This is a genomic window from Selenomonas sputigena ATCC 35185 (assembly GCF_000208405.1).
Taxonomy (GTDB): domain Bacteria; phylum Bacillota; class Negativicutes; order Selenomonadales; family Selenomonadaceae; genus Selenomonas; species Selenomonas sputigena.
The window spans coordinates 2,207,999-2,231,340 of record NC_015437.1 but is presented as its reverse complement, the minus strand read 5'-3'; the positions used below and the strand labels follow the sequence as shown (position 1 = coordinate 2,231,340).

The following is a 23,342-nucleotide window of genomic DNA, read 5'->3' as shown; positions in this document are numbered from 1 at the left end:
CATACTGGATTACATGTCAATGGGGCGAAAAAATTCTTTTTGCTGCGCATTCCTTCTAATCTATTGACAATGATTCTTGCGCGGGGTAAGATAAAAGTGGAATTATGAAACCGATTTCATAGAAAGGGGAATGGGAATGGCGGAATTATTGTTGGAAAGCCCCTTGGAGGGCGAGCTCATCGCCCTCAAGGAGGTCAACGATCCTGCGTTCGCCGGCGAGCTCATGGGGCGCGGTGCTGCGGTCAAGAATCCGCAGGGCAAGGTTCGCGCGCCGTTCGACGGCGAGGTCACGGTGCTCTTTCCGACGAAGCACGCGATCGGCCTTCATTCGACGGCGGGCGTCGACCTGCTCATTCACGTCGGACTCGACACGGTGAACCTTGAGGGCAAGCACTTTACGGCGCATGTGGAGCAGGGGGCCGAGATCAAGAAGGGCGATCTCCTCATCGAGTTTGACGAGGCGGCGATCCGCGCGGCCGGTTACGATACGACGACGCCCGTCGTCGTGACGAATGCGGCGGACTACGGCACGATTACGCTCTCTTTGGGTGCACAGAAGGTCTCCTCGCCGGGCGAAGGCGAGGAAGAGGCAAGCGAGGCGGCAGCGCCTGCGGCGGCGGGAACACCTGCGGCGGCTGCAGCACCGGCAGGGCCGAATCCCGCCTATGCCTCGATGCCTGCCGAGGAGCGCGTGGCGCGAGAGATTCTCGACCACATCGGCGGCATGGCGAACATCCGCTCCGCCGAGCATTGCGCGACGCGCCTGCGGCTAATCTTGAACGACAAGGATAAGATCGAGGACAAGGCGGTCGAGAACATCGACGGCGTCAAGGGGCAGTTCTTCGCGGCGGCGCAGTACCAGATCATTCTCGGCACGGGCTTCGTCAACAAGGTCTACGACGTGCTCGTCGGCATGAATCCCGCGCTTGTGGGCGGCTCCAACAAGGAAGCTGCATACGAGCAGATGACGACGGCGCAGAAGATCTCGCGCACGTTCGGCGACGTCTTCGTGCCGATCATTCCCGTGCTCGTCGCTACCGGTCTTTTCATGGGTTTGCGCGGCATGCTGCAGAACCTCGGCGTCGAGATGAGCGACAACCTCGTGCGCATGAGCCAGATCCTGACGGATACGGCGTTCGCCTTCCTGCCGGCGCTCGTTTGCTGGTCAACGATGAAGAAGTTCGGCGGCACGCCTGTCATCGGCATCGTCCTCGGACTCATGCTCGTTGCGCCGCAGCTGCCGAATGCCTACGCGATCGCGAGCGGGGAAGCGCAGCCCATCTACATGAATCTCTTGGGGCTTTCGATTCCCGTCGTCGGTTACCAAGGATCGGTCTTGCCGGCGCTCGTCCTCGGCATCCTTGCCGCAAAGGTTGAAGCGGGACTCAAGAAGTTCATCCCCGACGTCGTCGACCTCATCTTCACGCCGTTCCTCACGCTCTTCTCGTGCATGATCGTCGGACTTCTCGTGGTCGGACCCATCATGCATACGCTGGAGCTTGCCGTGTTCGGCGCGGTGCGTGCGTTCCTTGAGCTGCCGTTCGGCATCGGCGGCTTCATCGTCGGCGGTCTGCATCAGGTCATCGTCGTCAGCGGCATCCACCATGTGTTCAACGCGCTGGAGATCCAGCTTCTCGCTTCGACGGGACGCGACGCCTTCAACGCGATCATCACGGGCGCGATCATCGCGCAGGGCGGCGCTGCGGTCGCCGTCGCGGCGCGCACGAAGAACAAGAAGAAGCGCGCTCTCTACATCTCGTCGGCGATCCCGGCGTTTCTCGGCATCACGGAGCCGGCGATCTTCGGCATCAATCTGCGCTTCATGAAGCCGTTCCTCTACGCGCTCGCGGGCGGCGCCTGCGCCGGCGCGGCGTCGGGCATCATGCACCTCGCGGGCACGGGCATGGGCGTGACGGTTCTGCCGGGCACGCTGCTCTACATGGATCATCTCCTCGAATACCTGATCGTCAACGTCATCGGCTTCAGCATCGCCTTCGGCCTGACGTACACGCTCTTCGATCCGAAGGAGTGAGATCATGGCAAACGAAGCGTTCGACAAGGCGTTTGACAAGGAAGCGATCGACGCGAAGGTGCGCGAGGGATTTCCCCTGCAGCACCGCTGGCACAACGACTTTCATCTCGAAATGCCGTTCGGCCTCGTCAACGATCCCAACGGGCTTTCGTGGTACGCGGGAAAGTACCACATCTTCTTTCAGTGGAATCCCTTGGGCGTCGAGCACAAGCACAAGTGCTGGGGACATGTGGAAACGGCAGACTTCGTGCATTATCGCCTGCCTGAGCTTGCGCTCTGGCCGAGCGACGTGCACGACAAGGACGGCTGCTACTCGGGCGCGGGCTTCGTCGAGGATGACGCCCTGCGCCTCGTCTACACCTGCAACCGCAAGGAGGACGGCGTGCGCACGCCTGCGCAGAGACTCGCCACGTGGCAGCCGGAAAAGGGGATCGCCGTAAAGGATGAAATCATCATCGAGCACGAGCCGCGGGGGGTTACGGCGCATTTTCGCGATCCGAGCCGCTTCGTAAAAGATGGGCGCGAGTTCCTCGTGCTCGGTGCGCAGACGACAGAAGAGAAGGGACGCGCCGTGCTCTACGAAAAAAAGGAGGGCGCGTGGCAGCTTGCGGGCGAGATTGAGACGGAGCTATCGGACTTCGGCTACATGTGGGAGTGCCCGACGCTTCTGCCGCTTGCGGAAGGCGATGTGCTGCTCTTCTCGCCGCAGGGGCTTGGCGCCGAGGCCTATCGCTGGCAGAACCTCTACCAGTCGGGCTACGTCGCAGGAAAGCTCGACGTCGATTCACTGAAGCTGCAGCACGGCGCATTTCATGAGCTTGATCAAGGATTCGATTTTTATGCGCCGCAGGCGTTCGTGCACGAGGGGCGTGCGATTCTCTTCGGCTGGATGGGTATGCCCGAGCGTGAGGCGGAGTATCCGACACGCGAAGAGGGCTGGCTCTTCTCTCTGACGATGCCGCGCGAACTGCGCCTCGCGGACGGCAGGCTCTTCTACGCGCCGCTCGAAGAGATGAAGGCTCTTCGCAACGGTGCGGCGCAGAAGTTCGGTGCATCCCAAGTGGAGGAGCTTGGACAGGAACTCGCGCCAAAGTCGGAAATCGAGCTTGAGGTTGCTTTTGGTGAGGCGCAGGAGGTTCACATCGATTTCGCTTATATGGAAACGGGCGAATACATGCGCTTTTCCTACGCGCGGCGCACTGCCGTCATGACGCTCGACCGTACGGGAATGCGGCTCGGCGGGCGCGGCGTGCGCCGCTTCCGGCTCGCCGTGCGCGATTCGCTGAGACTGCACATCTATCAGGACAAGACCGCCGTCGAGGTCTTCTTCCAAGACGGCGAGGAAGCTGCTTCCTTCTTCGTCTTTCCAATGAAGGAGGAGAAGCCGAAGCTCGTGATCTCGGCGGACAGGAAGCTCGAACGCATAGAGGGAAGTTTGTGGGAATTGGGGGGATTTACATGGAACGCAAGGTGACGATCCAGGATATCGCAGCGATTGCCGAGGTGTCGAAAAGCACGGTTTCGCGCTATTTGAACCATGGCTATGTGAGCGAGGAGAAGGCGGAGCGCATCCAGAAGGCGATCGCGGCGACGGGATTTTCCTCGAACGCCTTCGCGCGTCGGCTGAAGGCGAAGAAGAGCGGTGTGATCGGCATCGTCATGCCGCGCGTCGATTCGCCGACGGGCGGCAAGCTGCTCACGGGAATTGCGAAGGCGTTCGACGAGGTCGGCTGCCGGACATTGTTCGAATCCTCGTTTCTGGAAATGCCGCGTGAAATCAAGAATATCGAGCATCTCGCGCAGTTCGGCGTCGACGGCATCCTTGTATCGTCTCTCGGCATCACGGACGAGCATATCGCGCTTGTCAAGGAACTGAAAGAGCGGGACATTCCCGTGCTCTTCATCGGACAGCAGCATGAGAAGGTGCGCTATATCAAGGCCGACGATTTCGGCGCGGGACGCCTGCTCGGCGACTACATCCGCCGCATGGGGCATGAGCGCGTCGTCTTCGTGGGCGTCACGGAGAAGGACAAGGCCGTCGGCGTCGCGCGCAAGGACGGCTTCATCGAGGTCTTCTCGCGCGGCAACCGCAACGCGAGCGTGAATTTCGTGGAGACGGACTTCGGCTTCGACGACTCCTATAAAAAGAGCGAGGAGATTCTCGCCTATCAGCCGAGCGCCGTCATCTGCGCGACGGACGGACTGGCCGTCGGCGTTATGCGTGCGCTGCATGAGAACGGCGTCGCCGTGCCCGGAGAAGTCTCTGTCGTGGGCTTCGGCGGCTACGAACTGGGCGCTGTGACGTATCCGCCGCTGACGACCGTCGCCTTCGACTACGAAGCGCTCGGCCGCCGCGCGGCGAAGATGCTGTTGAAGATGCTTGCAGGAGAAGTCGTCGAATCCGTCAGCGACTTCCCCGCCCAACTCATCGAGCGCGGCAGCGTCGGCAAGGTGCTTTGGGGCAGCGAGGGATAAGCAAGATGAAGAAAATCCGCCTACGATTGTGAGTCGAAGGCGGGTTTTCTGTTTTTCGAGTGACAATGGGGACGAAGCCGATAAGAGAAAAAATGTTTCGTATGGCGAGTTTTATGCTACAATGAGTATATAAATCACCGAAAGGAAGCGATAGCATGATGGGCGTTCAAGAGTATCTGGAAATCCTGCGCAATATCCGCGACTGCGCCTTTGCGACCGTCGATTGCACGGGAGCGCCCGCCGTGCGCATCATCGACGTGATGTTGGTGGAAGAGGGGCGGCTTTACTTCTGCACGGCGCGCGGCAAGAATTTCTATGCCGAACTTATGGCGAATCCCGCCGTCGCTGTTACGGGACTCAACAAGGAGTGGCAGACGGTACGTCTTATGGGACGCGCCGAAAGGCTTGCGGACGGCGAGCAGAAGGCGATGATCGACCGTATCTTTCAGGAGAATCCCTCGATGGAGGGCGTCTATCCGGGCGAGGCGCGTTACATCCTCGAAGCCTTCGTCATCGCGGAGGGCAGACTCGAATTTTTTGACCTCGGCAAGAGTCCAATCTGTCGTGAGAGCAGTTCCTTCGGCCGTGCAGAGCGCGAAGAAAAGGGCTTTCGCATCACCGAGGACTGCATTGGCTGCGGCACCTGCGCGGCGGTCTGTCCGCAGCAGTGCATCGCGGAAGGCGAGCCGTACAAGATTGCGGCCGCGCACTGCCTGCACTGTGGACTTTGTTTTGAAAGCTGTCCTGTGGAAGCGATCGAAAGGCTGGACAGCGAGGCGCACTGACTGAGGAGGAATCCCCATGTTTGCAGAGATGATACGACTTTTCCATGAGCGCAGCGATTTTTTCCTGCAGCTTACGCTGGAGCATATTGCCATAGCGCTGGTGGCAATCGTCCTCGCCATCGTGATTGGCGGCGCGATGGGCATTTTGATTGCCGAGGTTGACCGCATGGCGCAGCCGACGCTTCTCGTCGTCAATTTTCTCTACACGATCCCGTCGATCGCGATGTTCGGCTTTCTTCTGCCTTTTTCGGGCATCGGCAATACGACGGCGATCATCGCCTTGACACTCTACGCGCTCTTGCCGATGGTGAAGAATACGCATACGGGCTTGAAGAATGTTGATCCGCTCCTCATCGAAGCGGCGGTCGGCATGGGGTCGACGCGCTTCCAGGTGCTCAGGCGCATCGCCCTGCCGCTCGCCATGCCCGTCATTCTCGCAGGCATCCGCAACATGACGACGATGACGATCGCGCTCGCGGGCATCGCGTCCTTCATCGGTGCGGGCGGCCTCGGCATCGCCATCTACCGCGGCATCACGACGAATAATGCAGCGCTCGCCTTCGACGGCTCGCTCCTCATCGCCTGTCTGGCGCTCCTGGCTGATACCGTTCTCGCTCGCCTCGAAAAGCGTGTCTTTCTCCGCCGAAGCGATACGAGGGGGCGGAGGAGACGTTCGTGGCGGCGTCTTGCGGCGATTTCTCTCGCGCTCGTCGCAGCAGGCGGCGCTTATGCGTTCTTCCAGAGCACGAAGGTCGCCGTCATCCGCATCGCGACGAAGCCGATGACGGAGCAGCTGATTCTCGGAGAAATGCTCAAGTTCGTCATCGAGCAGGACAGCGGCTTGAAGGTCGCCCTGACGCCGGGCGTCGGCGGCGGCACGTCGAACATCATGCCCGCGATGGAGAACGGCGATTTCGACATCTATCCCGAGTATACAGGAACGGGCTGGCTGCAGGTTTTGAAACGCACGGACGCCTACGACGAATCGCGCTTTGCCGAGCTGCAGGAAGAGTATCGCAATCGGTATCACATGGAGTGGCTCGGCATGACGGGCTTCAACGATACCTTCGGCATCGCCGTGCGGCGGGATCTCGCCGAGCGGTATCAGCTCAGGACGTATTCCGACCTCGCACGCATCGCAGACAAGATGAATTTTGGCGCCGAGTACGATTTCTTCGAGCGCGAGGATGGCTTCCCTGCGATGTGCCGCGCTTATGGCATGAACTTCGCTTCGACGGTCGATATCGACATCGGTCTCAAGTATCAGGCGCTAGACGAAGGCAAGCTCGATTCGATGATCGTTTTCACGACGGACGGGCGGCTTTCCAAGGTCAATGGAATCGTGCTTGAAGACGACAAGAAATTTTTTACGTCCTACGAATGCGGCATGGTCGTACGCGAGGAGGCACTCTCTGCACATCCTGAACTTCGCGACTTGCTCGCGCATTTCGACGGACTGATTTCGGAAGCGGAGATGGCAGAGATGAACGACGTGGTCGAGTCGGGCGGCGAGGAGCCGCGCGCGGTTGCACGCCGCTTCTTGGAAGAAAAGGGGGTGCTCCGATGAGCGCGGTCATCACGTTTCGCGATGTAAGCAAATCGTATGGAGGGACGGAGGCCGTCCGCGGTCTGAGTCTTTCCATCGAGACGGGAGAATTCATCACGGTGCTCGGCGCGTCGGGCGGCGGCAAGACGACATTTCTCAAGATGATCAACGGACTCGTCGAGCCGACTTCGGGCGAGATCACGGTGCTCGGCGAAAGCCTCAAAACGGCGGATCTCGTGCAGCTGCGCCGCAAGATCGGCTATGCGATTCAGGGCAGCGTGCTCTTCCCGCATCTGACGGTCGAGGAAAATATCGCCTATGTGCCGAACCTCTGGAACAAGAGCGACAAGGAACGAACGAAGAAGGCCGTGGCGAAGTGGATGGCGATCGTCGGCCTTGCCGCAGAGCTTGGCGAACGCTACCCTGCCGAGCTTTCGGGCGGGCAGCAACAGCGCGTCGGCATCGCGCGCGCCTTGGCGGCGTCGCCCGAGCTTCTGCTGATGGATGAGCCGTTCGGCGCGGTCGACGCTCTCTTGCGCCGTCAACTGCAGGACGAGATCCGCGCCATTCACGCACGCGGCGGTCTCACGATCGTCTTCGTCACGCACGATGTCGAAGAAGCTCTGCGCCTCGGCACACGCGTCCTCATATTGAAGGAAGGGCGCATCGAGCAATTCGCCGCTCCCGAGGAGATCGAGGAGAGTCCTGCGACGGACTTTGTGCGCCAGCTTGTGGAAAAAATGTAGGGCGGTATAGGCAGGAAGCGCTGTCTGTGGTACGGCGGTGCTTTTGCGCCATGAGGAAGCAAATTATGGCATCGCAATGAGGCGAGAAATGGTATCGGAACATCGAAATGAGGGAAAGTAAATGGCATCGAATCCTCCGATGGTTCAGCAGATCGAGCGCCTGCGGCAGGCGCTTTTTGAGGCGGAGGCGGTTGTCGTCGGTGCGGGCGCAGGGCTTTCAGTGGCTGCCGGCTATCTGTACGACGGCGCACGCTTTCAAAAGCATTTTGCCGACTTTATCGAGCGCTATCACTTCCGCAATATGTACGAGGGCGGCTTCTATCCATTCCCGACGCTTGAAGAAAAGTGGGCGTATTGGAGCCGCTATATCTGGATCAACCGCTACGAGGAGCGACAGAATGCGCTCTATCAGCGTCTCCTTTCGGTGCTTTGCAGCAAGGACTTTTTCGTCATCACGACGAATGTCGATCATTTTTTTCAAGACAACGGCTTTCCGAAGGAACGGCTCTTTTATACGCAGGGCGACTATGGCCTTTGGCAGTGCTCCGTGCCCTGTCACGATGCGACGTATGACAACTATGATACGGTTCGCCGCATGGTCGCCGAGCAGGAGGCGATGCGCGTGCCGCGAGAGCTTGTGCCGCATTGCCCTCGCTGCGGTGAGCCGATGGGGATGAATCTGCGTGCGGACAGCACCTTTGTCGAGGATGCGGGCTGGCATGAGGCGGCGAAACGGTATCAAGAATTTTTGCGTGCGCATCAGACGGGGCGCGTGCTCTATTGGGAATTCGGCGTCGGCGCGAATACGCCGGGCATCATCAAGTATCCGTTCTGGGCGCTGACGAAGGAGAATCCCGCAGCCGTCTATTGCGTGATGAATCAGGGGGAAGCCGTCGCGCCGCAGGAAATCACCGCGCAGAGCATCCTCGTCGACGGCGATATTGACGCCTCCTTGAAGGCACTGCAGGAGGTGATGGAAAGGAGTGCGGGGCATGGCGATTGAAGCGCAGGAAAGCGCAGAAGGCCGCAGAGAGAAGGTCGCGTTCCTCATCGAGCATCTTCTGACGGAGATGCCCGTTTACCGCGAGGAAGCCGAGCATGTGCCGGACGTGGAGCAGGCGCAGCGCGACTTTCTGCGTGCCTTGATGAACGTGCGTCCGGCAATCCCCTTGCAGGTGGAATTCCTGCGCGTGCAGGATGAGCTTCTGAAAGAGGAGCGCGAGGCGCGAGGCGTCGTCGACGGCGCGGCTCTGCCGACGGTGGCGGAGGAGCGGCGCACGGCTATGGCACGCGGCGCGGCGAGCGGTGCGGGTATGGACACTGCGGATGAAAACTTCGTGCTCTGGCAGGGCGATATCACGCGCCTTGCCGTCGACGCCATCGTCAATGCGGCGAATTCCGCCCTGCGCGGCTGCTTCGTGCCGCTGCACCGCTGCATTGACAATGCGATCCACTCGGCGGCGGGACTCGCCCTTCGCGCCGCCTGCGATGAAATCATGCGGGAACAGGGACATCCGGAGCCTGCCGGGCGCGCGAAGATTACGCCGGGATTCAATCTGCCCGCTCGTCATGTGCTTCATACGGTCGGCCCGATCATCGCGCCTGCGGGAAGTCCTGTCCATGAGCCGGGAGTATTCGCGGGCGTCACGCACGAAGCACAGCAATGCCTCGTTTCATGCTACCGCGCGTGCCTCGACCTCGCGGCGGAGCGAAGATTGGCCTCCGTCGCCTTCTGCTGCATCTCGACGGGCGAGTTTCACTACCCGCCGCAGGAAGCCGCCGAGACAGCCGTCGCGACCTGCCGCGCATGGCTTCAGGCGCATGACACGCCGATGCGCATCGTGTTCAATGTGTTCAAGGACGAGGATTTGGCGATTTATCGCAGGATCTTTCAGCTTTGATATTTTTGATGCTTTTTTGAGAAATCCTGCGCGATCGTCAAATTGCACGCACGAACGCCCGTGGTCTGTGCAGAAATATTGGGTATAAGACGATGAAAGTCGTTGGGACAAACGGGGAGCGGAAAGGAGACCGTCTTATGTATGGTGCAATCTTAGGCGATATGATCGGTTCACCGTATGAATTCGACCGCGGCGCGAAGACGAAGGATTTTCCTCTGTTCAGTCAAGGCTCGCGCTTTACGGATGATACGGTGATGACGATCGCCGTGGCGGACGCTTTGTTGGAAGTGGGAGAAGAGGCGGACGAAGCGGCGGTTTGTGCGGCGGTCGTTCGCGCGATGCAGCGCTGGGGCAGGAGGTATCCGCGCGTCGGTTACGGCGGACTCTTCCGCCGCTGGCTGGCAAGTGACGAGCCTGAGCCGTACGGCAGTTTCGGCAACGGCTCGGCGATGCGCGTCGCCGCTGCGGGCTGGCTCTATGATACGCTCGCAAGGACGCGCGAGGTAGCAAGGCAGACGGCGGTCATCACGCATAACCATGCGGAGGGAATCAAGGGCGCGGAGGCGACGGCGAGCGCTATATTCCTCTCGCGTGGGGGAAAGTCGAAGGAAGAAATCAAGGATTATATCGTGCGGGAGTTCGGCTACGATTTGTCGCGCACGCTCGATGAGATTCGCCCCTTTTACGCGATGGACGCTACATGCCAAGGGTCTGTGCCCGAGGCGATCCTCTCGTTCCTCGAAAGCACGGATTTCGAGGATACCGTGCGAAATGCCGTGTCCATCGGCGGCGATACGGATACGGTCGCCTGCATCGCGGGCAGTATTGCCGAAGCCTTCTACGGCGTGCCCGAAGAGCTGAAGGCGGAATGCCGCCGCCGTCTGCCGCAGGAGATGCTCGCGGTACTCGCTGCGTTTGACGAGGCGCGGCAGCTAAGTTCCTGTTCAACGGGGCAGGAAAGATCACGAGCATCCATGTAGGCGCTTTCGATTGAAATCTTTGGGAGTACAATTGAAGAAAAGCCTTCGATGATTTTCGTCGAGGGCTTTTTCTATATGAATTTTGCAGCTTGTGTTCCATGATATTTTTTTGTGCGGTACGAAAAAATATTTTTCGTGCTATCGTTCGCACGTAAATGGAACGATAGAAATTTTCGTATCATTTGCGTGCGGCAGGAAAAATTTTTCCGTGCGATACGATTTTTGGCAGCGGACGCGGCACGAAGTACGGCAGACGGTGATTTTTCTCTTCGCATGCTTGACGCGGCGTGCTCCCTGTAGTAATCTACCAACGAAGAGAAAAAGTTGCAGGCTGAGGAGGTGCTGCCTTGGTTCGCGTGGAAAATCTTGTCAAGGAGTTTCGTCATACCGATGCTGCGGGAAAGGCAGCGGTGAAGCGTGCGGTAGACGGGCTTTCTTTTGCTGTCGCACGCGGGGAGATCTTCGGGCTTTTAGGGCCGAACGGCGCGGGCAAGACGACGACGATCCGCATGTTGACGATGCTCACGCAGCCGACTTCGGGTGCAATTTTCTACGAGGGCAGGCCGCTTGAGGGAAATGAAGCGGCGGTCAAGGAGCTGATCGGCGTCGTGCCGCAGCAGGTGAACTTCGACCAGGATTTGACGGCGGGCGAGAATCTTGAGCTGCACGCTCGCCTGCATCATATCGGGGCGGCGGAGCGCCGAGCACGCATAGAAGAGCTGCTCGCCTTCGTCGAGCTTGAGGGCGTGCGGCGCGATCCCGTGCGGCGTCTGTCGGGCGGCATGAAGCGCAGACTTCTCATCGCGCGCGCCCTCGTGCATCGCCCGCGCATCCTCTTCCTCGACGAGCCGACGGTCGCGCTCGACCCGCAGGTGCGGCGGCGCATCTGGGAGCTGATCCGGCAAATGGCGCACGAAGGTGTGACGGTGCTGTTGACGACGCATTACATCGAGGAGGCGGAGAGCCTTTGCGCGCGCGTCGCCATCATGAATCGCGGCAAGCTAGCGGCGCTCGATGCGCCCGCCGCCCTGCGCGAAAGGCTCGGCGATTTCGTCGTCGAGTGGGACGGCGAAGCGGGGCGTGAGTACCGCTACTTCACAGGGCGCAAAGACGCCGCCGCGTTTGCCGCCGCGCTCGACGGCGCGGCGAGCATCCGCCGCTCGAATCTGGAGGACGCCTTCATCGAGCTGACGGGGCGAAAGGAGGGGCTGTGAGTGCTCTATGATATATGGACGGTCTTCTGGCGCGATTGGATCGTCTTGAAGCGCCGCTTGGCGAAGTTCATCCTGAGCCGCATGGTCGCGCCGCTCCTCTACCTCGTCGCCTTCGGCTGGGGTCTGGGCAGGAGCATATCGGTGTCTTCCGGCACCTATCTCGACTTCCTCGTGCCGGGCATCCTCGCGCTCAATTCCATGAACATCAGCTTCAACAGCGTGATTCCCGTGCATGCCGAGCGCATTTACCACAAGAGCCTTGAAGAGTACCTCGTCGCGCCGATCCGTCCGGCGGCCTTCGTCATCGGCAAGGTGCTCGCAGCCGTATTGCGCGGACTCATTTCCTCTGCCATCATCGTCGTGCTCGCCTGCCTTTTCGGCGCGAAGCTCTCTCTTTCCCCGCTCTTTCTTCTCGTGCTCGTGCTGAACTGCGTGATCTTTGCGGAGATCGGCTTCATCGCAGCGATGAAGATCGAGACGTACGAAGAGATGGGGCAGGTCAATACATACATCCTGCTGCCGATGTCGTTCCTCTGCGGCACGTTCTTCTCGACGAAGGCTTTGCCCGAGGTCGTGCGCGTCCTCATCGAGCTTCTGCCGCTCACGCATACGAGCGTGCTCCTGCGTGCACTCGCGGGCGGCGAGGCGGCGTCTGCGCTTTCTTTCGGTGCGCTCGTCTTCTACGCGCTCCTTTGCTTCTGGTTCGCGAACCGGTCTTTTTCCCGGCTGACGCGCTAGGCGCTTTCGCGTTCCCACATTTTTCTCCATGATTCCTTAGAAAGGGGCGTCTCCTTGTTCAAGAATATCCTGCATCATCGCGCGCGTTCTGCGGACGACTGCGGCCATCTCTGCTGCACGAAGATCGAAGACTTCGCCGTATCCTTCGGGCGCGTGGAAATCTTTTCGGGCGTGAACCTTCACGTCCACTGCGGACAGCTCACGGCGCTCATCGGGCCGAACGGCGCGGGAAAATCGACGCTCCTTCGTGCCATCCTCGGCGAAGTGCCGCACAAGGGGAGGCTCTCCTATGCGGACGCGGCGGGAAGGCGCACGGGGCAGCCCGTCATCGGCTATGTGCCGCAGTACCTGCGCTTCGACGTCAGTTCGCCGACGAGCGTCATGGACATCTTCATGGCGTGCCTCTCGCGCCGCCCCGTCTGGCTCTTTCCCGCGAAGTCCTTGCGGCCGCGCGTCTTGAAGAGCCTCGCGCGCGTCCATGCCGAGCACCTCATCGACCGGCGGCTCGGCGCACTGTCGGGCGGCGAACTGCAGCGTGTGCTTCTTGCGCTCGCGCTCGATCCCGTGCCCGACCTGCTGCTCCTCGATGAGCCTGTCTCGGGCGTCGACCAGAACGGCTTGGAGCTTTTTTACAATATCGTTGCCGAGCTTCGCGCCCAAGAGGACATGGCGATCATTCTGATCTCGCACGATCTGAACCTCGTTGCAAAGTATGCTGACCAGGTCGTGCTGCTCGACCATAAAGTTGTCACGAGCGGCACGCCCGCCGAGGTCTTCGGCGACGCACGCACGAAGAAGATCTTCGGCATGCTCGCGGGCGCAGCGCCGCAGAAAATGGAGACGGCGCCCGATGCGCTGCAGGATGAAGCTCTGATAAATGAGTCACTGCAGGCCGAGTCGGAGAAGGAAAGCGGGGCGATGCACTGATGGAACTCCTCTATGCGCTTCTCAGCGCTCTGCCCTTCGACTGGCTGCAGCACGGCTTCATGAAGAATGCCTTTCTCGCCGTGCTGCTCGTGACGCCGCTCTTCGGGCTTCTGAGCACGATGGTCGTGTCGAACCGCATGGCGTTCTTCTCGGACTCTCTGGGACACGGCGCTTTCACGGGGCTTGCCGTCGGCGTGCTCTTAGGTTGGCTCTCGCCGCTCCTCTCGCTCGTCGCCTTCTCCGTTGTCTTCGCGCTCCTCATCACTTACATCAAGAACCGCAGCAGCGCGTCGACGGACACGATCATCGGCGTTTTCTCGTCTACGGGCATCGCGCTCGGCCTCATGCTCATGAGCCGGGGCGGCGGCTTCAACAAATATTCCTCATACCTGATCGGCGATCTTCTTTCCATCTCGCCCGAGGAAATCGGCTCGCTCTTCTTCGTCTTTCTCGCCGTCGTCCTCGTCTGGGCTCTCGTGTTTAACTCGCTTCTCGTGCTCTCGATCAACGCGTCGTTCGCCAGAAGCCGAGGCGTCGCCGCCTTCCTCACGGAGGGGCTTTTTGCTTCCGTGCTCGCCGTCGTCGTCGCCGTCAGCATCCAGTGGGTCGGGCTTCTCATCATCAACTCGCTGCTCGTGCTGCCCGCCGCCGCCGCAAGGAATATCGCGCAGGACGTCAAGAGCTACCATCTGCTCTCCGTTGCCGTCGCGCTCTTTTCGGGGGTTGCGGGGCTCTTGCTCGCCTACTACTGCAACATGGCGGCGGGGGCGAGCATCGTCGTCGTCGCTGCCGCCGTCTTTTTCCTCACATTGCTGTTGAAACCGTACTTTGTGCGCTGAGGCTGCGCTCTCGCGGCAGTTCTTTTTTCACGGCGGTTCGCCGCACTATGGGAGGTGCTTTTCTTGCAGTTCTATACCTATGCTTACATCGTGCAGCACAGTCAGATCAACGACGCTGTACGGTACGGCGTGTCTTTTCTCATGCTTTTCGCGCTGCTCGTTGCCATCATCAAGTATTTTCGCAACCGTCTCGTCACGCGCTATCGCGACCTCATTGTCATCCTCTTCCTTGCCGTCGCCTTCCTGGGCGGCGCACAGTGGAACAGCTTCAGCCAGACGAAGAGCGATCGCGAGCAGACTTCGCGCATGGCGGGATTTTTGCACAATCTCGGCGAGGAGCTGGAGGTGTCGCCCGAGGAGATTCGCACGAGTTCCACGCACCTCAAGCAGGGACTTCTCGTCGAAGCGGAGGGCAAGTATTACGAGATCACGTTCAACGGCGATTACACGTCCTTCAAGTACGAGGAAACGCATCTGATGACGCGTGACGTGAAGATCGTTGACAAGGATTCTTAGGAGGGACGCGCAATGCTCACATATTCACTGGTCTTGGCAAAACTCGCGCTCGGACTTCTGTGCCTCGTGCTGCAGATCAATCTCCTCGGCAAGGGAAATCTCGCGCCTAGCTCCGCGACGGATCAGGTGCAGAACTACGTTCTCGGCGCCATCATCGGCGGCGTCATATACAACGAGAATATTTCTGTCATGGACTTCATCCTCGTGCTCATCGCTTGGACTATGCTCGTCCTGCTCCTGAAATACATGAAGTCGAACAGCAGCGCCGTCAAATCCTTCGTCGACGGACATCCCGTGCGCATCATCGAGCGCGGCAAGCTCGACGTCGAAGAGTGCATGAGGCGGGGACTCTTGGCGCACGACATCCATCTGAAGCTGCGCACGGCGGGCGTCTACTTCGTCAAGGACGTCAAGCGTGCCGTTCTTGAGCCGAACGGTCAGCTCACGGTCATCCAGTACGGCGAGCAGAACGCACGCTATCCCGTCGTCGTCGATGGGCAGGCGGACGAGGAAGCCTTGGAACTTGCCGACAAGGATCGGATCTGGCTCGACGCGGCGCTTCGAGAGCAGGGATATGAACTCAAGGATGTCTACATCGGCGAGTACAAGGAGGGTGCACTCACGGTCTATCCGTATGAGGCGCGGGCGTGAAAAGGCACGAAGGAGGAATGTGACGGATGTATTCAGGGAGGGATAAGGTGAGAAGATCGTATTGTTCCAGTGAAATCCAAGGTTTTCTTGCATGTGAAGCAGATCAGATTTTGCCTATCGGGTTCTTCTGACAAGAGCGAGACAGGGACTGGTCATTTTCATACCGCAAGGTGACTTAAGTGATGCTACGCGTAGACCAGAATATTATGATGGAACATATAATTATCTGCGCAGGATCGGGATTTGTGAGATATAAGGGATTTGTAGAGAAGAAAACGAGCGACTGTATGAAACGGGGAGATGTCTCATACAGTCGCTCGTTTTTTTTTCGGAAGGAGGCTATGGCCTAAAGATATGACCACAGCGCATGCAGATGAAGAGTTTTTCCCACTCCGCAAGACGGCGCGTATATTCTTCCATGGCTTGATCATATTCTTCTTTCCGTGCGCGATTTTTCTTGTTTGTAGTTCTGCGGTCGTTCCAGAGTTTCCAAATGACGAGTGCCGCAGCGATATAGGTCAAGGTATTTTCCAGACCCGAGAGCTTTGAAAATTTGTAGGCCACTAGGCTTATGACAAGTGACAGGATTGGTAGCAGGCAGCCAAAAGAAACGCAGCCAACCGTCATAGTGTCATGTTCAAGTTGCTTGAGCTTTGGCTCGGACGGTGGAGCGATTTCACGGGCAAGATCAGTTACAGTGTAAGTTGGGCGCGTGACATCGCCGTAGACGGCATGCCGGCCGGTCTCCTCTGTTTTTTTCGAGCCGTCTGAATAGGTGGTGGTCGTCGTTTCTACGTCGTAGCCAACGATTTCCTTATGCGTTGCCGTTCCCGTGGCGTGGCCTCTCTTGTACATGAGAGGAACGGATACTGTGTTTTCACTGCCGCAGTTGGGGCAGGCGAGGTTGCTGATTTCCATAAAAGTCCTTTCTATCGCCCGCGCACGGCCTGCGTGATCGCGCCCGCCATCATCGCGAGCGGCAGCTGCCGCTCGACTGCTCCCAGCTCGAAGGCCGCGCGCGGCATGCCGTAGACGACGCATGAGGCTTCGTCCTGACCGAACGTCATGGCGCCCGCGTGGCGCATGGCGAAGAGTCCCTTCGCGCCGTCCGCGCCCATGCCTGTGAGGATGACGCCGAGCGCTGCGTCACCGACGAGTTCTGCTACGGTGAAGAAGAGGACGTCGGCGGACGGGCGCACCCAGTTCACGGGATCGCCCTTCGTGCATGTGACGACGAGCCTGCCCGAACGCCTTTCGAGCTTCATGTGCTGACCTCCAGGCGCGACGTAGGCGGTCGAGTCCTTGATGGTTTCGCCGTCCTCGGCTTCCTTGACCGTGAGCTTCGATATGGCGTTGAGTCTGTGCGCAAAGTGGTTGCTGAAGATGGGCGGGATGTGCTGCACGATGACGATGGGAGGGAGCGGCGGCGCGAGGTTCTTGAGGATGGCCGCGATCGCTTCCGTACCGCCCGTCGAAGCGCCGATGGCGATCAGCTGCTTTTCCTTCGTCGATGCCGGAGGCATGGCGACAGGAAAAAGGCTCGTCTTGCCCCTCTTATCGCTCTTGCCGCTTTCCATGTCGCTTCTCCTCCTTTCATTCATGCTTTTATCACCCGAAGGAATGGCTTTAAGTGTCCGGCTTTTCCTTGACCTCGCGCACGAGGCGCAGGAATTTCTCGCGCCCGATCTGCACGAAGCGCCCGCAGCCTTCGCACTTGAGGCCGAAGTCCGTGCCTGTGCGCAGGATGCGCCAGAGGTCGCTGCCGCACGGGTGGCGCTTCTTCATGCGCACGATGTCGCCCGGTTCATAGCGCTGCATGGCTGCACTCCTTTCCGTCATTCATATCCGCTCGCGTCCTCTTCGGCTGTTTTTCTCCTGCCGCGCATGAGCGAGGCGATGACGCCGGCAACGCATGAGACGGTCAGACAGGAGAAGATGAGGCGGATCGCCGCTGAAAGTTCCTCCGTCCAGTCGGCGGCTGCGGGAAGTGTCGCTTGTGCGAGCAGCAGGGTCACGACCGCCATGGAGACAGCCTGTCCCGAGAGGCGCATGACCGAGACCATGGAAGAGGCGACGCCGTAGAGCTTCTTGGAGACGGCGCCCATGATGGCATTGTTGTTTGCCGGCGAGAAGAAGCCGAAACCGATGCCGATGATGACGCAGGCAGCCGCGATGAGGGGAAGCGGCGTCCCGGCATCGAAGAGCGAGCAGAAGAAGATGCCCGCGGTCGTCAGCGCCATGCCGAAGCTCGCGACGAGGCGCGGCTCGTGCTTGTCGGAGAGCGCTCCCGCGATGGGCGAGAGGATCGCCATCATCAAGGGCTGCAGGAGCAGGACGACGCCCGCCGTCGAAGCGTCGAGGCCGCGCACGAGCTGCAGGTAGAGCGAGAGCAAAAAGCCGATTGCATACGTCGCGCTGTAGTTCAAAAACGCGGCGAGGTTGCTCATGGCAAAGACCGTGTTCGCAAAAAGCGAGAGATGAAGGAGCGGCGTGCTCGCCCGCCGCTCTTGCCAAAGGAAGAGCGCGAGAAAAACGAGTCCCGCGAGAAGAACGAAGCGCATCCAGGGGAAGGCGGCGAGAGAGGAAAGTCCGTAGAGCGTCAGCGTGCTCGCAGCCGTGTAGAAGACGGCGCCGGGCAGATCGAAGCCGCCTTCTCGCTCGCCGTACCAATCTTCTTTGATGGTGCGTACGAGCAGGCTGCTCACGAGGATGACGATGGAGGTGAGGACGAAGAGAAGCCGCCAGTCCAGGTGCTGCGTGACGAGACCGCCGATCACAGGCCCCAAGGACAGTCCGACGTAGGTGGCGGCGGCGGAGTAGCCGATAGCGCGCCCGCGCTGCTTTGCGGGATGTGCCGCCACGAGGAGCGCCATGCCGCTCGAAAAGACGAGCCCCAGGGACAGTCCCTGCAGGGCGCGCATGGCGATGAGGAAGGAGGCCGAGGGGGAAAACGCCGCGACGAAGGAGACGGCGGCCATCGCCGCCGTGCCGATCGCATAGATGCGACATCGGCCGAGGATGTCCGCCATGCGGCCAAAAGGCAGGAGCAGGGCGACGGCGCCCAAGAGGAAGGCGGTCGCGAGCCACGAGAGATCCGTCGCGGGACACGAGAACTCCACGGCGATCGTCGGGATGGCGATGTTGATGCAGCTGCCGAGAAACGGCCCCATGAAGGACGTGAGCAGGACTGCCGAAAAGATCCGCTTTTGTGCTGTCATGGCCGCCGCCTCCTATTGCGATAGAAATAGATCGGGGAAGCGGCGCACGCGCCCCGTCCTCGTTTCACGCGCTGCAAACTCACACGTTGAAGCGGAAGTACGTCACGTCGCCGTCCTGCATCACATAGTCCTTGCCTTCGAGGCGCACTTGCCCCTTTTCGCGGGCGGCCGCCGTGCTGCCCGCAGCGACGAGGTCGTCGTAGTTGACGATCTCCGCGCGGATGAAGCCGCGTTCGATGTCGGAGTGAATCTTGCCTGCCGCTTTGGGCGCCGTCGTGCCGCGCACGATCGTCCAGGCGCGGCACTCGTCCGGCCCTGCCGTCAGGAACGTCAAGAGTCCCAGAAGCTCGAATGCCGCCTTGATCAGACGGTCGAGTCCGCTTTCCGTAAGGCCGAGTTCTTCGAGGAAGGACTTCGCGTCCTCCGCGTCGAGTTCGGCGATTTCCGACTCTACGCGCGCTGAGACGACGACGACTTCCGATCCTTCCTTTGCCGCGTAGTCGCGCACGGCGGCGACGTGCGCATTTCCCGCGCCGTCCTTTGCCGCCTCGTCCTCGGCGACGTTGGCGACGTAGAGCATGGGCTTCAAGGTCAGGAAGTTCATCTCGCGGATGAGCGATAGCTCGTCCTCCGTGAGATCGAGGCTTCTGGCCGACTTGCCCTCTTCGAGGCAAGCCTTGATGCGGCGCAGCACCTCGTCCTCCGCTTTCGCCTCCTTGCTGCCGCTCTTGGCGAGCTTGGCGAGCTTCATGATGCGCTTTTCAAGGACTTCGAGATCGGCAAGGCACAATTCCGTCAAAATCGTCTCGATGTCGCGCACGGGGTCGATCGTCGCCGCGACGTGCGTGATGTTCGTATCCTCGAAGCAGCGCACGACGTGGGCGATGGCGTCGACCTGCCGGATGTGCTCCAGGAACTTGTTGCCGAGTCCTTCGCCCTTCGACGCGCCAGCGACGAGGCCGGCGATGTCGACGAAGCGCACGGAGGCGGGCGTCGTCTTCTTCGACTGGTACATCTCGTGCAGCACCGCAAGGCGCGCGTCGGGCACGTCGACGACGCCGACGTTCGGCTCGATCGTGCAGAAGGGATAGTTCGCCGCTTCTGCGCCCGCCTTCGTAATCGCGTTGAAAAGGGTGCTTTTGCCGACATTCGGCAGACCTACGATACCTACGTCCAGATTGCTCAATGTGATTTCTCCTTGTTCCTGTCTTTCAAAAAAATGACTTTTTGGCGCGAGGCCTTCTTGCGCTCTTCTTTTTTTGCGCGTGCTGCTTGCTGTCGCTCCTTGATCTCGTTCGTCGTGAAGCCGCGGTTCGCGACGGAGCGCGTGCTGTCGTGCAGTCGGTTCAGCAGGCGGCGCAGGGTGACGTCCTGTTCCTTCGTCAGCGCGTCAAAATAGCCGTCGTCCTTAAGCATGTCGCGCACGAAGGAAACGGGAGCGCCCGCGAGCAGTGTCCAATGGATGTGCCGCATGATTTCCACGGTTTCCTCCTCATCGTAGGAGAGCGTTTCGTGGAAGAAGAGACCCAGCGCCTGCTCGTCGTTCGGATCGGAAAGCGCAAGCCCCTGTGCGAAGAGAGGGATTTCCTCTGTGGCGGGGATGTAGAAGTCGCCGTCGCCCTGCGATTCCAGGATGACGCGGATCTCCTCTTCGTCCATCCCTTCGGAGATGAAGACGTCGCCTCGCTGCCAGTAGCCGGCGAGGAACTCGGGCGGAATCTTTTCCATTTCCTTTTTGATTTCCGCAGGCTTCAGGTCGCCGATGCCGCCTTGGTTGTAGATGCGGCACAGGATGTCGAGCGGCGTCACGCTGTAGAGGACGTTCGCCGTGAGAATCGTGTTGATGAGCCATGTGCGCCTTCTGCGCCTGTCGTACAGCTCCTCGCCCATGTCCACGGCGAAGGGTATGAACCCTGCGGCGACGTCGCGTGAGATAACGAGTTCAAATTCGGGCGTTTCGGCGATGTATCCCGCGGTCGAAAGGGTCTCGAAGTTGTGCTCCGATTCTTCCTCGAAGTCGTCAAGGTTGGCGAGCAGCTGCTGCAGGGAAAGGACCTCTTCGTCGCTCAGGCAGAGGAAGTACTCTTCCATGACGCGAGGATCGAGCATCTGCTTCGTCAGCTGACGGATGATGTCCTGCTTGCGCATGCCGTGGCGCACCTCGATGCCCTTTTGTTCGGCAATCGAGAGCAGCTCTTCCTTGGCGAAGCCTGCGAACATGTCGCGAAGCGTCGGCGGCACGCGCTCTTCGTCCTCCGTATCCTGCAGGCGCTGGTGAAAGACCGTGGAAAAGAAGGTTTTCTGCGCTTCCGGCGTGGCGTTCGTCCCCTCGATGGAACGCATCTTGTACTTGTAGGCGGAAAAGCCGTATCTCCCCGCCTCCATATCCTCGTACAGCTTTGTCAGCGGGCGATCCTCGTAGCGCCGTCGGTCAAGGCGGCACCAAAGGGCGAGCTTCTCGTTCACGGCGTCCATATCGTAGTGGACGCTGTCTTCCGCATCTTTCGCGCCTTCGAGTACTGCTGCCGCCGTGCGCGCGCCGCTCCATTCGAGCACCTGCGGCGCTCTGCCGCTCCACGGCTCGACAATCTTTTCCAGATGCACGTCGTGGCGCATCTCGCGCCGGTTTGCGTAGAGGTAAAGAAAGGCGCCCGCACGTTCCAGATGGCTGCAGATTTGCACCACGGCAGCTTCTTTCAGGCGCTCGCCATGCGCCTGCTCTTCCGACAGTTCGGTGATGACCATCTTCTTGTGCGGCAGCAGGAAGGAGAACACCGTTTCCTTCTCCCAACCCATCGCCAGGTTGAAGACGAGTGCGAGCTGTGAAAACGTCAGCTCCTCGGGCACGAGAACGCGCCGCCAAACCTCCGGCGACTGTCCGCGCAAAGCGATTTTCAACTCATAGGCCTTCATGTAACTCTCCCTTCGGACGGCACACGACCCCAAATCATACTCTCTCTATTATACTCCATCGCGGGCAGTTATTCCAGTGGGACGCACAAGACTTCTTCGCGCGTCTTTTGGGGAAAGGGCTTTCATGCGCTGTTGTCTGTGCATGAAAGCCCTTTTGTGTCAATATTCGCGGAACATGCGCTGAATTTCGTCGCGGTCGTTTGTCTTTAAGAGCGCGAGAGCGAGCAGGATGCGCGCCTTGGCGGGCGGCAGCGTGTCGGCGTCGATGAAGCCCGCGTCCGCGTAGGCGCTCTCGGCGAAGAGCACCGCGCCCGCGCCCGTGCGGCTCGCGCGCACGACGCCGATGCCTTTTCCTGCGGCATCGGCGAGTGTCGCGAGCAGCGCTTCGTGTATGCTGCCGTTGCCTGTGCCCGCGTGGACGATGCCCGCCGCGCCGCTCTCGATGGCGGCGCGGGCGAGACGGATGTCCGCGCCTGCATGGCCGTAGAGGATCGGCACATAGGGAAGGGCCGTCACGCCCGCAAGGTCGAATTCGCTCTCGCGCGTATGACGCGTGAGCACGCGGCGGCGAAAATGCGGCGTCCCGTCTTCCATGCGGCCGAGCGCACCGACATCGGGCGAGACGAACGCCTGCACGGCCGTCGTATGCACCTTTTGGACGTCGCGTGTGCTGTGGATTTCGCCGTTCAGCACGACGAGCGCGCCCTGTCCGTGCGCTTCGGGGCTGGCGGCAAGTCGCACGGCGTCGAGGAGGTTCAAGGGGCCGTCGGCGGAGAGCGCCGTCGCGGGGCGCATTGCGCCCGTCAGGACGACGGGCTTTTCGCTCTTTACGACAAGATGCAGGAAGTACGCCGTCTCTTCGAGCGTATCCGTGCCGTGCGTGACGACGATGCCCGCCGCGCCCGCAGCGAGCGCCGCCTCGATGCGGGCGGCAAGATGCAGCCAGACTGTCTCCGTCATATCCTTGCTGTCGATGGCGGCGACCTCCTCGCTCTCGATGGCGCAGACGTCTGCAATTTCGGGCACGGCGGCGAGAAGTTCGTCCGCGCCGAGTGCGCCCGCGCGGTAGCCTGTGAGCGCATCGGAACGCGCCGCCGCGCCTGCGATCGTGCCGCCCGTCGTCAGTATGCAGATTTTCGGCTTCATGCGAATGCTCCTTTCCTCGTGCGCGTCAATGCAGCGGAGCGCCCTTGAGCGCGAGCGGAATCTCCCAGATGACGGCGGCCTTCTCGCGCATCTCGGCGGGGTTCATGCGCTGCCAGATGCTTTGCACGCGCGCGGCGAAGTCCTGCGGCGCGAGAGGCGCTTCCAAGGCGGAAAGCGTGTGGCGGCGCAAAAAATCGGCGAACGGGGCGGGCATCTGCGCCTCGCGCTGTGCGAGCAGCAGGGAAAGCCGCGCGTCGACGAGGCAGAGGTGCAGCGATGCTCTCGCGAGCGACTCCTCTGACGGCAGATGCCCCTTGGAAAGACCGCCGAAGGAAAGCGGCGCGTCGCCCCAGCCGTCCTTGAAGATGCCGGGAATCCGATAGAGAAGGAAGAGGACGCCTTCCGTCTCGTAGAGGGCAAGCTCCATCTCTCCCGTGCGAAAGGCCTCGATGGCGATGATGTCGCTCTTGGCGAGCTGCAAAATGAACATCGCGCCGTTCGCGTCGACCTGGAAAAGTCCGCCCTCGCCTTGCTGGCGGATGGGCAGAGGAAATTTCTCGCCGATTTGAAAATCCGTATATGACATGAAATCCTCCTTTGGTATAAATGATAAGAATGGTGCGCGGACACTGGAGAGTGGCGTGGGGCGGCGGCCATAAGCGAACCGTTTTGAGCAAGTGTCAAAAAGCCCGCACATTCCCCCTCGACCAAGATT

Annotated in this window: 23 protein-coding genes; 15 read left to right on the top strand and 8 right to left on the bottom strand. The window is 60.3% G+C overall.

Annotation, left to right across the window (positions count from 1 at the left end):
* The first annotated feature begins 136 nt into the window (after positions 1–136).
* The 15 genes from SELSP_RS10280 (at position 137) to SELSP_RS10210 (ending at position 15,350) form a co-directional block, all read left to right on the top strand.
* Entirely contained in the window at positions 137–2,032 is a 1,896-nt protein-coding gene (locus SELSP_RS10280; protein ID WP_013741011.1) for a sucrose-specific PTS transporter subunit IIBC, read from the top strand.
* Positions 2,033–2,036: 4 nt separating this feature from the next.
* The gene (locus tag SELSP_RS10275; protein WP_006193998.1) at positions 2,037–3,506 is read left to right on the top strand and encodes a sucrose-6-phosphate hydrolase; all 1,470 of its coding nucleotides are present in this window, start codon (positions 2,037–2,039) and stop codon (positions 3,504–3,506) included.
* Positions 3,491–4,507: a LacI family DNA-binding transcriptional regulator gene (locus SELSP_RS10270; protein WP_006193999.1), complete on the top strand. Its 1,017-nt coding sequence runs from the start codon at positions 3,491–3,493 to the stop codon at positions 4,505–4,507. Before SELSP_RS10275 ends, SELSP_RS10270 begins: the two co-directional genes overlap by 16 nt.
* Positions 4,508–4,662: 155 nt before the next feature.
* Entirely contained in the window at positions 4,663–5,292 is a 630-nt protein-coding gene (locus SELSP_RS10265; RefSeq protein WP_006194000.1) for a pyridoxamine 5'-phosphate oxidase family protein, read from the top strand.
* Between the two features lie 16 nt (positions 5,293–5,308).
* Positions 5,309–6,859 carry an ABC transporter permease/substrate-binding protein gene (locus tag SELSP_RS10260; RefSeq protein WP_006194001.1) on the top strand — a complete coding sequence of 517 codons (1,551 nt, stop codon included), beginning with the start codon at positions 5,309–5,311 and terminating at the stop codon, positions 6,857–6,859.
* On the top strand, positions 6,856–7,584 hold the full coding sequence (locus SELSP_RS10255) for an ATP-binding cassette domain-containing protein (protein ID WP_006194002.1): 729 nt from the start codon (positions 6,856–6,858) through the stop codon (positions 7,582–7,584). Before SELSP_RS10260 ends, SELSP_RS10255 begins: the two co-directional genes overlap by 4 nt.
* A gap of 121 nt (positions 7,585–7,705) precedes the next feature.
* Positions 7,706–8,587, top strand: coding sequence for an SIR2 family NAD-dependent protein deacylase (locus SELSP_RS10250; protein WP_013741010.1), 882 nt, complete (start codon positions 7,706–7,708; stop codon positions 8,585–8,587).
* Positions 8,577–9,485, top strand: a complete 909-nt coding sequence (locus SELSP_RS10245) for a protein-ADP-ribose hydrolase (RefSeq protein ID WP_006194004.1) — start codon at positions 8,577–8,579, stop codon at positions 9,483–9,485. The genes SELSP_RS10250 and SELSP_RS10245 overlap by 11 nt, the downstream gene beginning before the upstream one ends.
* A gap of 92 nt (positions 9,486–9,577) precedes the next feature.
* The gene (locus SELSP_RS10240) at positions 9,578–10,465 is read left to right on the top strand and encodes an ADP-ribosylglycohydrolase family protein (RefSeq protein WP_006194005.1); all 888 of its coding nucleotides are present in this window, start codon (positions 9,578–9,580) and stop codon (positions 10,463–10,465) included.
* A 347-nt stretch (positions 10,466–10,812) separates the two neighbouring features.
* The gene (locus SELSP_RS10235) at positions 10,813–11,679 is read left to right on the top strand and encodes an ABC transporter ATP-binding protein (RefSeq protein WP_013741008.1); all 867 of its coding nucleotides are present in this window, start codon (positions 10,813–10,815) and stop codon (positions 11,677–11,679) included.
* On the top strand, positions 11,680–12,417 hold the full coding sequence (locus SELSP_RS10230) for an ABC transporter permease (protein WP_006194008.1): 738 nt from the start codon (positions 11,680–11,682) through the stop codon (positions 12,415–12,417).
* A 54-nt stretch (positions 12,418–12,471) separates the two neighbouring features.
* Positions 12,472–13,344 carry a metal ABC transporter ATP-binding protein gene (locus SELSP_RS10225; protein WP_006194009.1) on the top strand — a complete coding sequence of 291 codons (873 nt, stop codon included), beginning with the start codon at positions 12,472–12,474 and terminating at the stop codon, positions 13,342–13,344.
* On the top strand, positions 13,344–14,183 hold the full coding sequence (locus SELSP_RS10220; RefSeq protein ID WP_006194010.1) for a metal ABC transporter permease: 840 nt from the start codon (positions 13,344–13,346) through the stop codon (positions 14,181–14,183). Before SELSP_RS10225 ends, SELSP_RS10220 begins: the two co-directional genes overlap by 1 nt.
* 63 nt (positions 14,184–14,246) lie before the next feature.
* The gene (locus SELSP_RS10215) at positions 14,247–14,699 is read left to right on the top strand and encodes a DUF3290 domain-containing protein (protein ID WP_013741007.1); all 453 of its coding nucleotides are present in this window, start codon (positions 14,247–14,249) and stop codon (positions 14,697–14,699) included.
* Positions 14,700–14,711: 12 nt separating this feature from the next.
* Entirely contained in the window at positions 14,712–15,350 is a 639-nt protein-coding gene (locus SELSP_RS10210) for a DUF421 domain-containing protein (RefSeq protein WP_006194012.1), read from the top strand.
* Between the two features lie 339 nt (positions 15,351–15,689).
* On the opposite strand, the gene SELSP_RS10205 is transcribed toward SELSP_RS10210, so the two are convergent.
* From SELSP_RS10205 to SELSP_RS10170, 8 genes are all read right to left on the bottom strand, one after another.
* Positions 15,690–16,268, bottom strand: a complete 579-nt coding sequence (locus tag SELSP_RS10205; RefSeq protein ID WP_006194014.1) for a hypothetical protein — start codon at positions 16,266–16,268, stop codon at positions 15,690–15,692.
* A gap of 11 nt (positions 16,269–16,279) precedes the next feature.
* A complete protein-coding gene (locus SELSP_RS10200) occupies positions 16,280–16,927 on the bottom strand; it encodes a CheB methylesterase domain-containing protein (protein WP_232362397.1) in 648 nt (215 codons plus the stop codon).
* A gap of 49 nt (positions 16,928–16,976) precedes the next feature.
* The gene (locus SELSP_RS10195; RefSeq protein WP_009646157.1) at positions 16,977–17,168 is read right to left on the bottom strand and encodes a DUF951 domain-containing protein; all 192 of its coding nucleotides are present in this window, start codon (positions 17,166–17,168) and stop codon (positions 16,977–16,979) included.
* A 17-nt stretch (positions 17,169–17,185) separates the two neighbouring features.
* Positions 17,186–18,568 (bottom strand): MFS transporter, encoded by a 1,383-nt coding sequence (locus SELSP_RS10190; protein ID WP_006194017.1) that lies wholly within the window; start codon positions 18,566–18,568, stop codon positions 17,186–17,188.
* A gap of 79 nt (positions 18,569–18,647) precedes the next feature.
* Entirely contained in the window at positions 18,648–19,754 is a 1,107-nt protein-coding gene (gene ychF, locus SELSP_RS10185; RefSeq protein WP_006194018.1) for a redox-regulated ATPase YchF, read from the bottom strand.
* A complete protein-coding gene (locus tag SELSP_RS10180; RefSeq protein WP_006194019.1) occupies positions 19,751–21,481 on the bottom strand; it encodes an IS1096 element passenger TnpR family protein in 1,731 nt (576 codons plus the stop codon). The genes ychF and SELSP_RS10180 overlap by 4 nt, the downstream gene beginning before the upstream one ends.
* 159 nt (positions 21,482–21,640) lie before the next feature.
* Entirely contained in the window at positions 21,641–22,627 is a 987-nt protein-coding gene (locus SELSP_RS10175) for an asparaginase (protein WP_006194021.1), read from the bottom strand.
* 25 nt (positions 22,628–22,652) lie between these two features.
* Positions 22,653–23,213, bottom strand: coding sequence for a hypothetical protein (locus tag SELSP_RS10170; RefSeq protein ID WP_006194022.1), 561 nt, complete (start codon positions 23,211–23,213; stop codon positions 22,653–22,655).
* Positions 23,214–23,342: the final 129 nt, after the last annotated feature.

Excerpts from the sequence above, each read along its gene's own strand:
- SELSP_RS10195 (WP_009646157.1), bottom strand. The coding sequence starts at position 17,168 with ATGCAGCGCTATGAACCGGGCGACATCGTGCGCATGAAGAAGCGCCAC.
- SELSP_RS10280 (WP_013741011.1), top strand. The coding sequence starts at position 137 with ATGGCGGAATTATTGTTGGAAAGCCCCTTGGAGGGCGAGCTCATCGCC.
- SELSP_RS10270 (WP_006193999.1), top strand. The coding sequence starts at position 3,491 with ATGGAACGCAAGGTGACGATCCAGGATATCGCAGCGATTGCCGAGGTG.
- SELSP_RS10200 (WP_232362397.1), bottom strand. The coding sequence starts at position 16,927 with ATGGAAAGCGGCAAGAGCGATAAGAGGGGCAAGACGAGCCTTTTTCCT.
- SELSP_RS10260 (WP_006194001.1), top strand. The coding sequence starts at position 5,309 with ATGTTTGCAGAGATGATACGACTTTTCCATGAGCGCAGCGATTTTTTC.
- SELSP_RS10240 (WP_006194005.1), top strand. The coding sequence starts at position 9,578 with ATGAAAGTCGTTGGGACAAACGGGGAGCGGAAAGGAGACCGTCTTATG.
- SELSP_RS10275 (WP_006193998.1), top strand. The coding sequence starts at position 2,037 with ATGGCAAACGAAGCGTTCGACAAGGCGTTTGACAAGGAAGCGATCGAC.
- SELSP_RS10180 (WP_006194019.1), bottom strand. The coding sequence starts at position 21,481 with ATGAAGGCCTATGAGTTGAAAATCGCTTTGCGCGGACAGTCGCCGGAG.
- SELSP_RS10210 (WP_006194012.1), top strand. The coding sequence starts at position 14,712 with ATGCTCACATATTCACTGGTCTTGGCAAAACTCGCGCTCGGACTTCTG.
- SELSP_RS10205 (WP_006194014.1), bottom strand. The coding sequence starts at position 16,268 with ATGGAAATCAGCAACCTCGCCTGCCCCAACTGCGGCAGTGAAAACACA.
- SELSP_RS10175 (WP_006194021.1), bottom strand. The coding sequence starts at position 22,627 with ATGAAGCCGAAAATCTGCATACTGACGACGGGCGGCACGATCGCAGGC.
- SELSP_RS10250 (WP_013741010.1), top strand. The coding sequence starts at position 7,706 with ATGGCATCGAATCCTCCGATGGTTCAGCAGATCGAGCGCCTGCGGCAG.
- SELSP_RS10245 (WP_006194004.1), top strand. The coding sequence starts at position 8,577 with ATGGCGATTGAAGCGCAGGAAAGCGCAGAAGGCCGCAGAGAGAAGGTC.
- SELSP_RS10190 (WP_006194017.1), bottom strand. The coding sequence starts at position 18,568 with ATGACAGCACAAAAGCGGATCTTTTCGGCAGTCCTGCTCACGTCCTTC.
- SELSP_RS10265 (WP_006194000.1), top strand. The coding sequence starts at position 4,663 with ATGATGGGCGTTCAAGAGTATCTGGAAATCCTGCGCAATATCCGCGAC.
- SELSP_RS10255 (WP_006194002.1), top strand. The coding sequence starts at position 6,856 with ATGAGCGCGGTCATCACGTTTCGCGATGTAAGCAAATCGTATGGAGGG.
- SELSP_RS10220 (WP_006194010.1), top strand. The coding sequence starts at position 13,344 with ATGGAACTCCTCTATGCGCTTCTCAGCGCTCTGCCCTTCGACTGGCTG.
- SELSP_RS10170 (WP_006194022.1), bottom strand. The coding sequence starts at position 23,213 with ATGTCATATACGGATTTTCAAATCGGCGAGAAATTTCCTCTGCCCATC.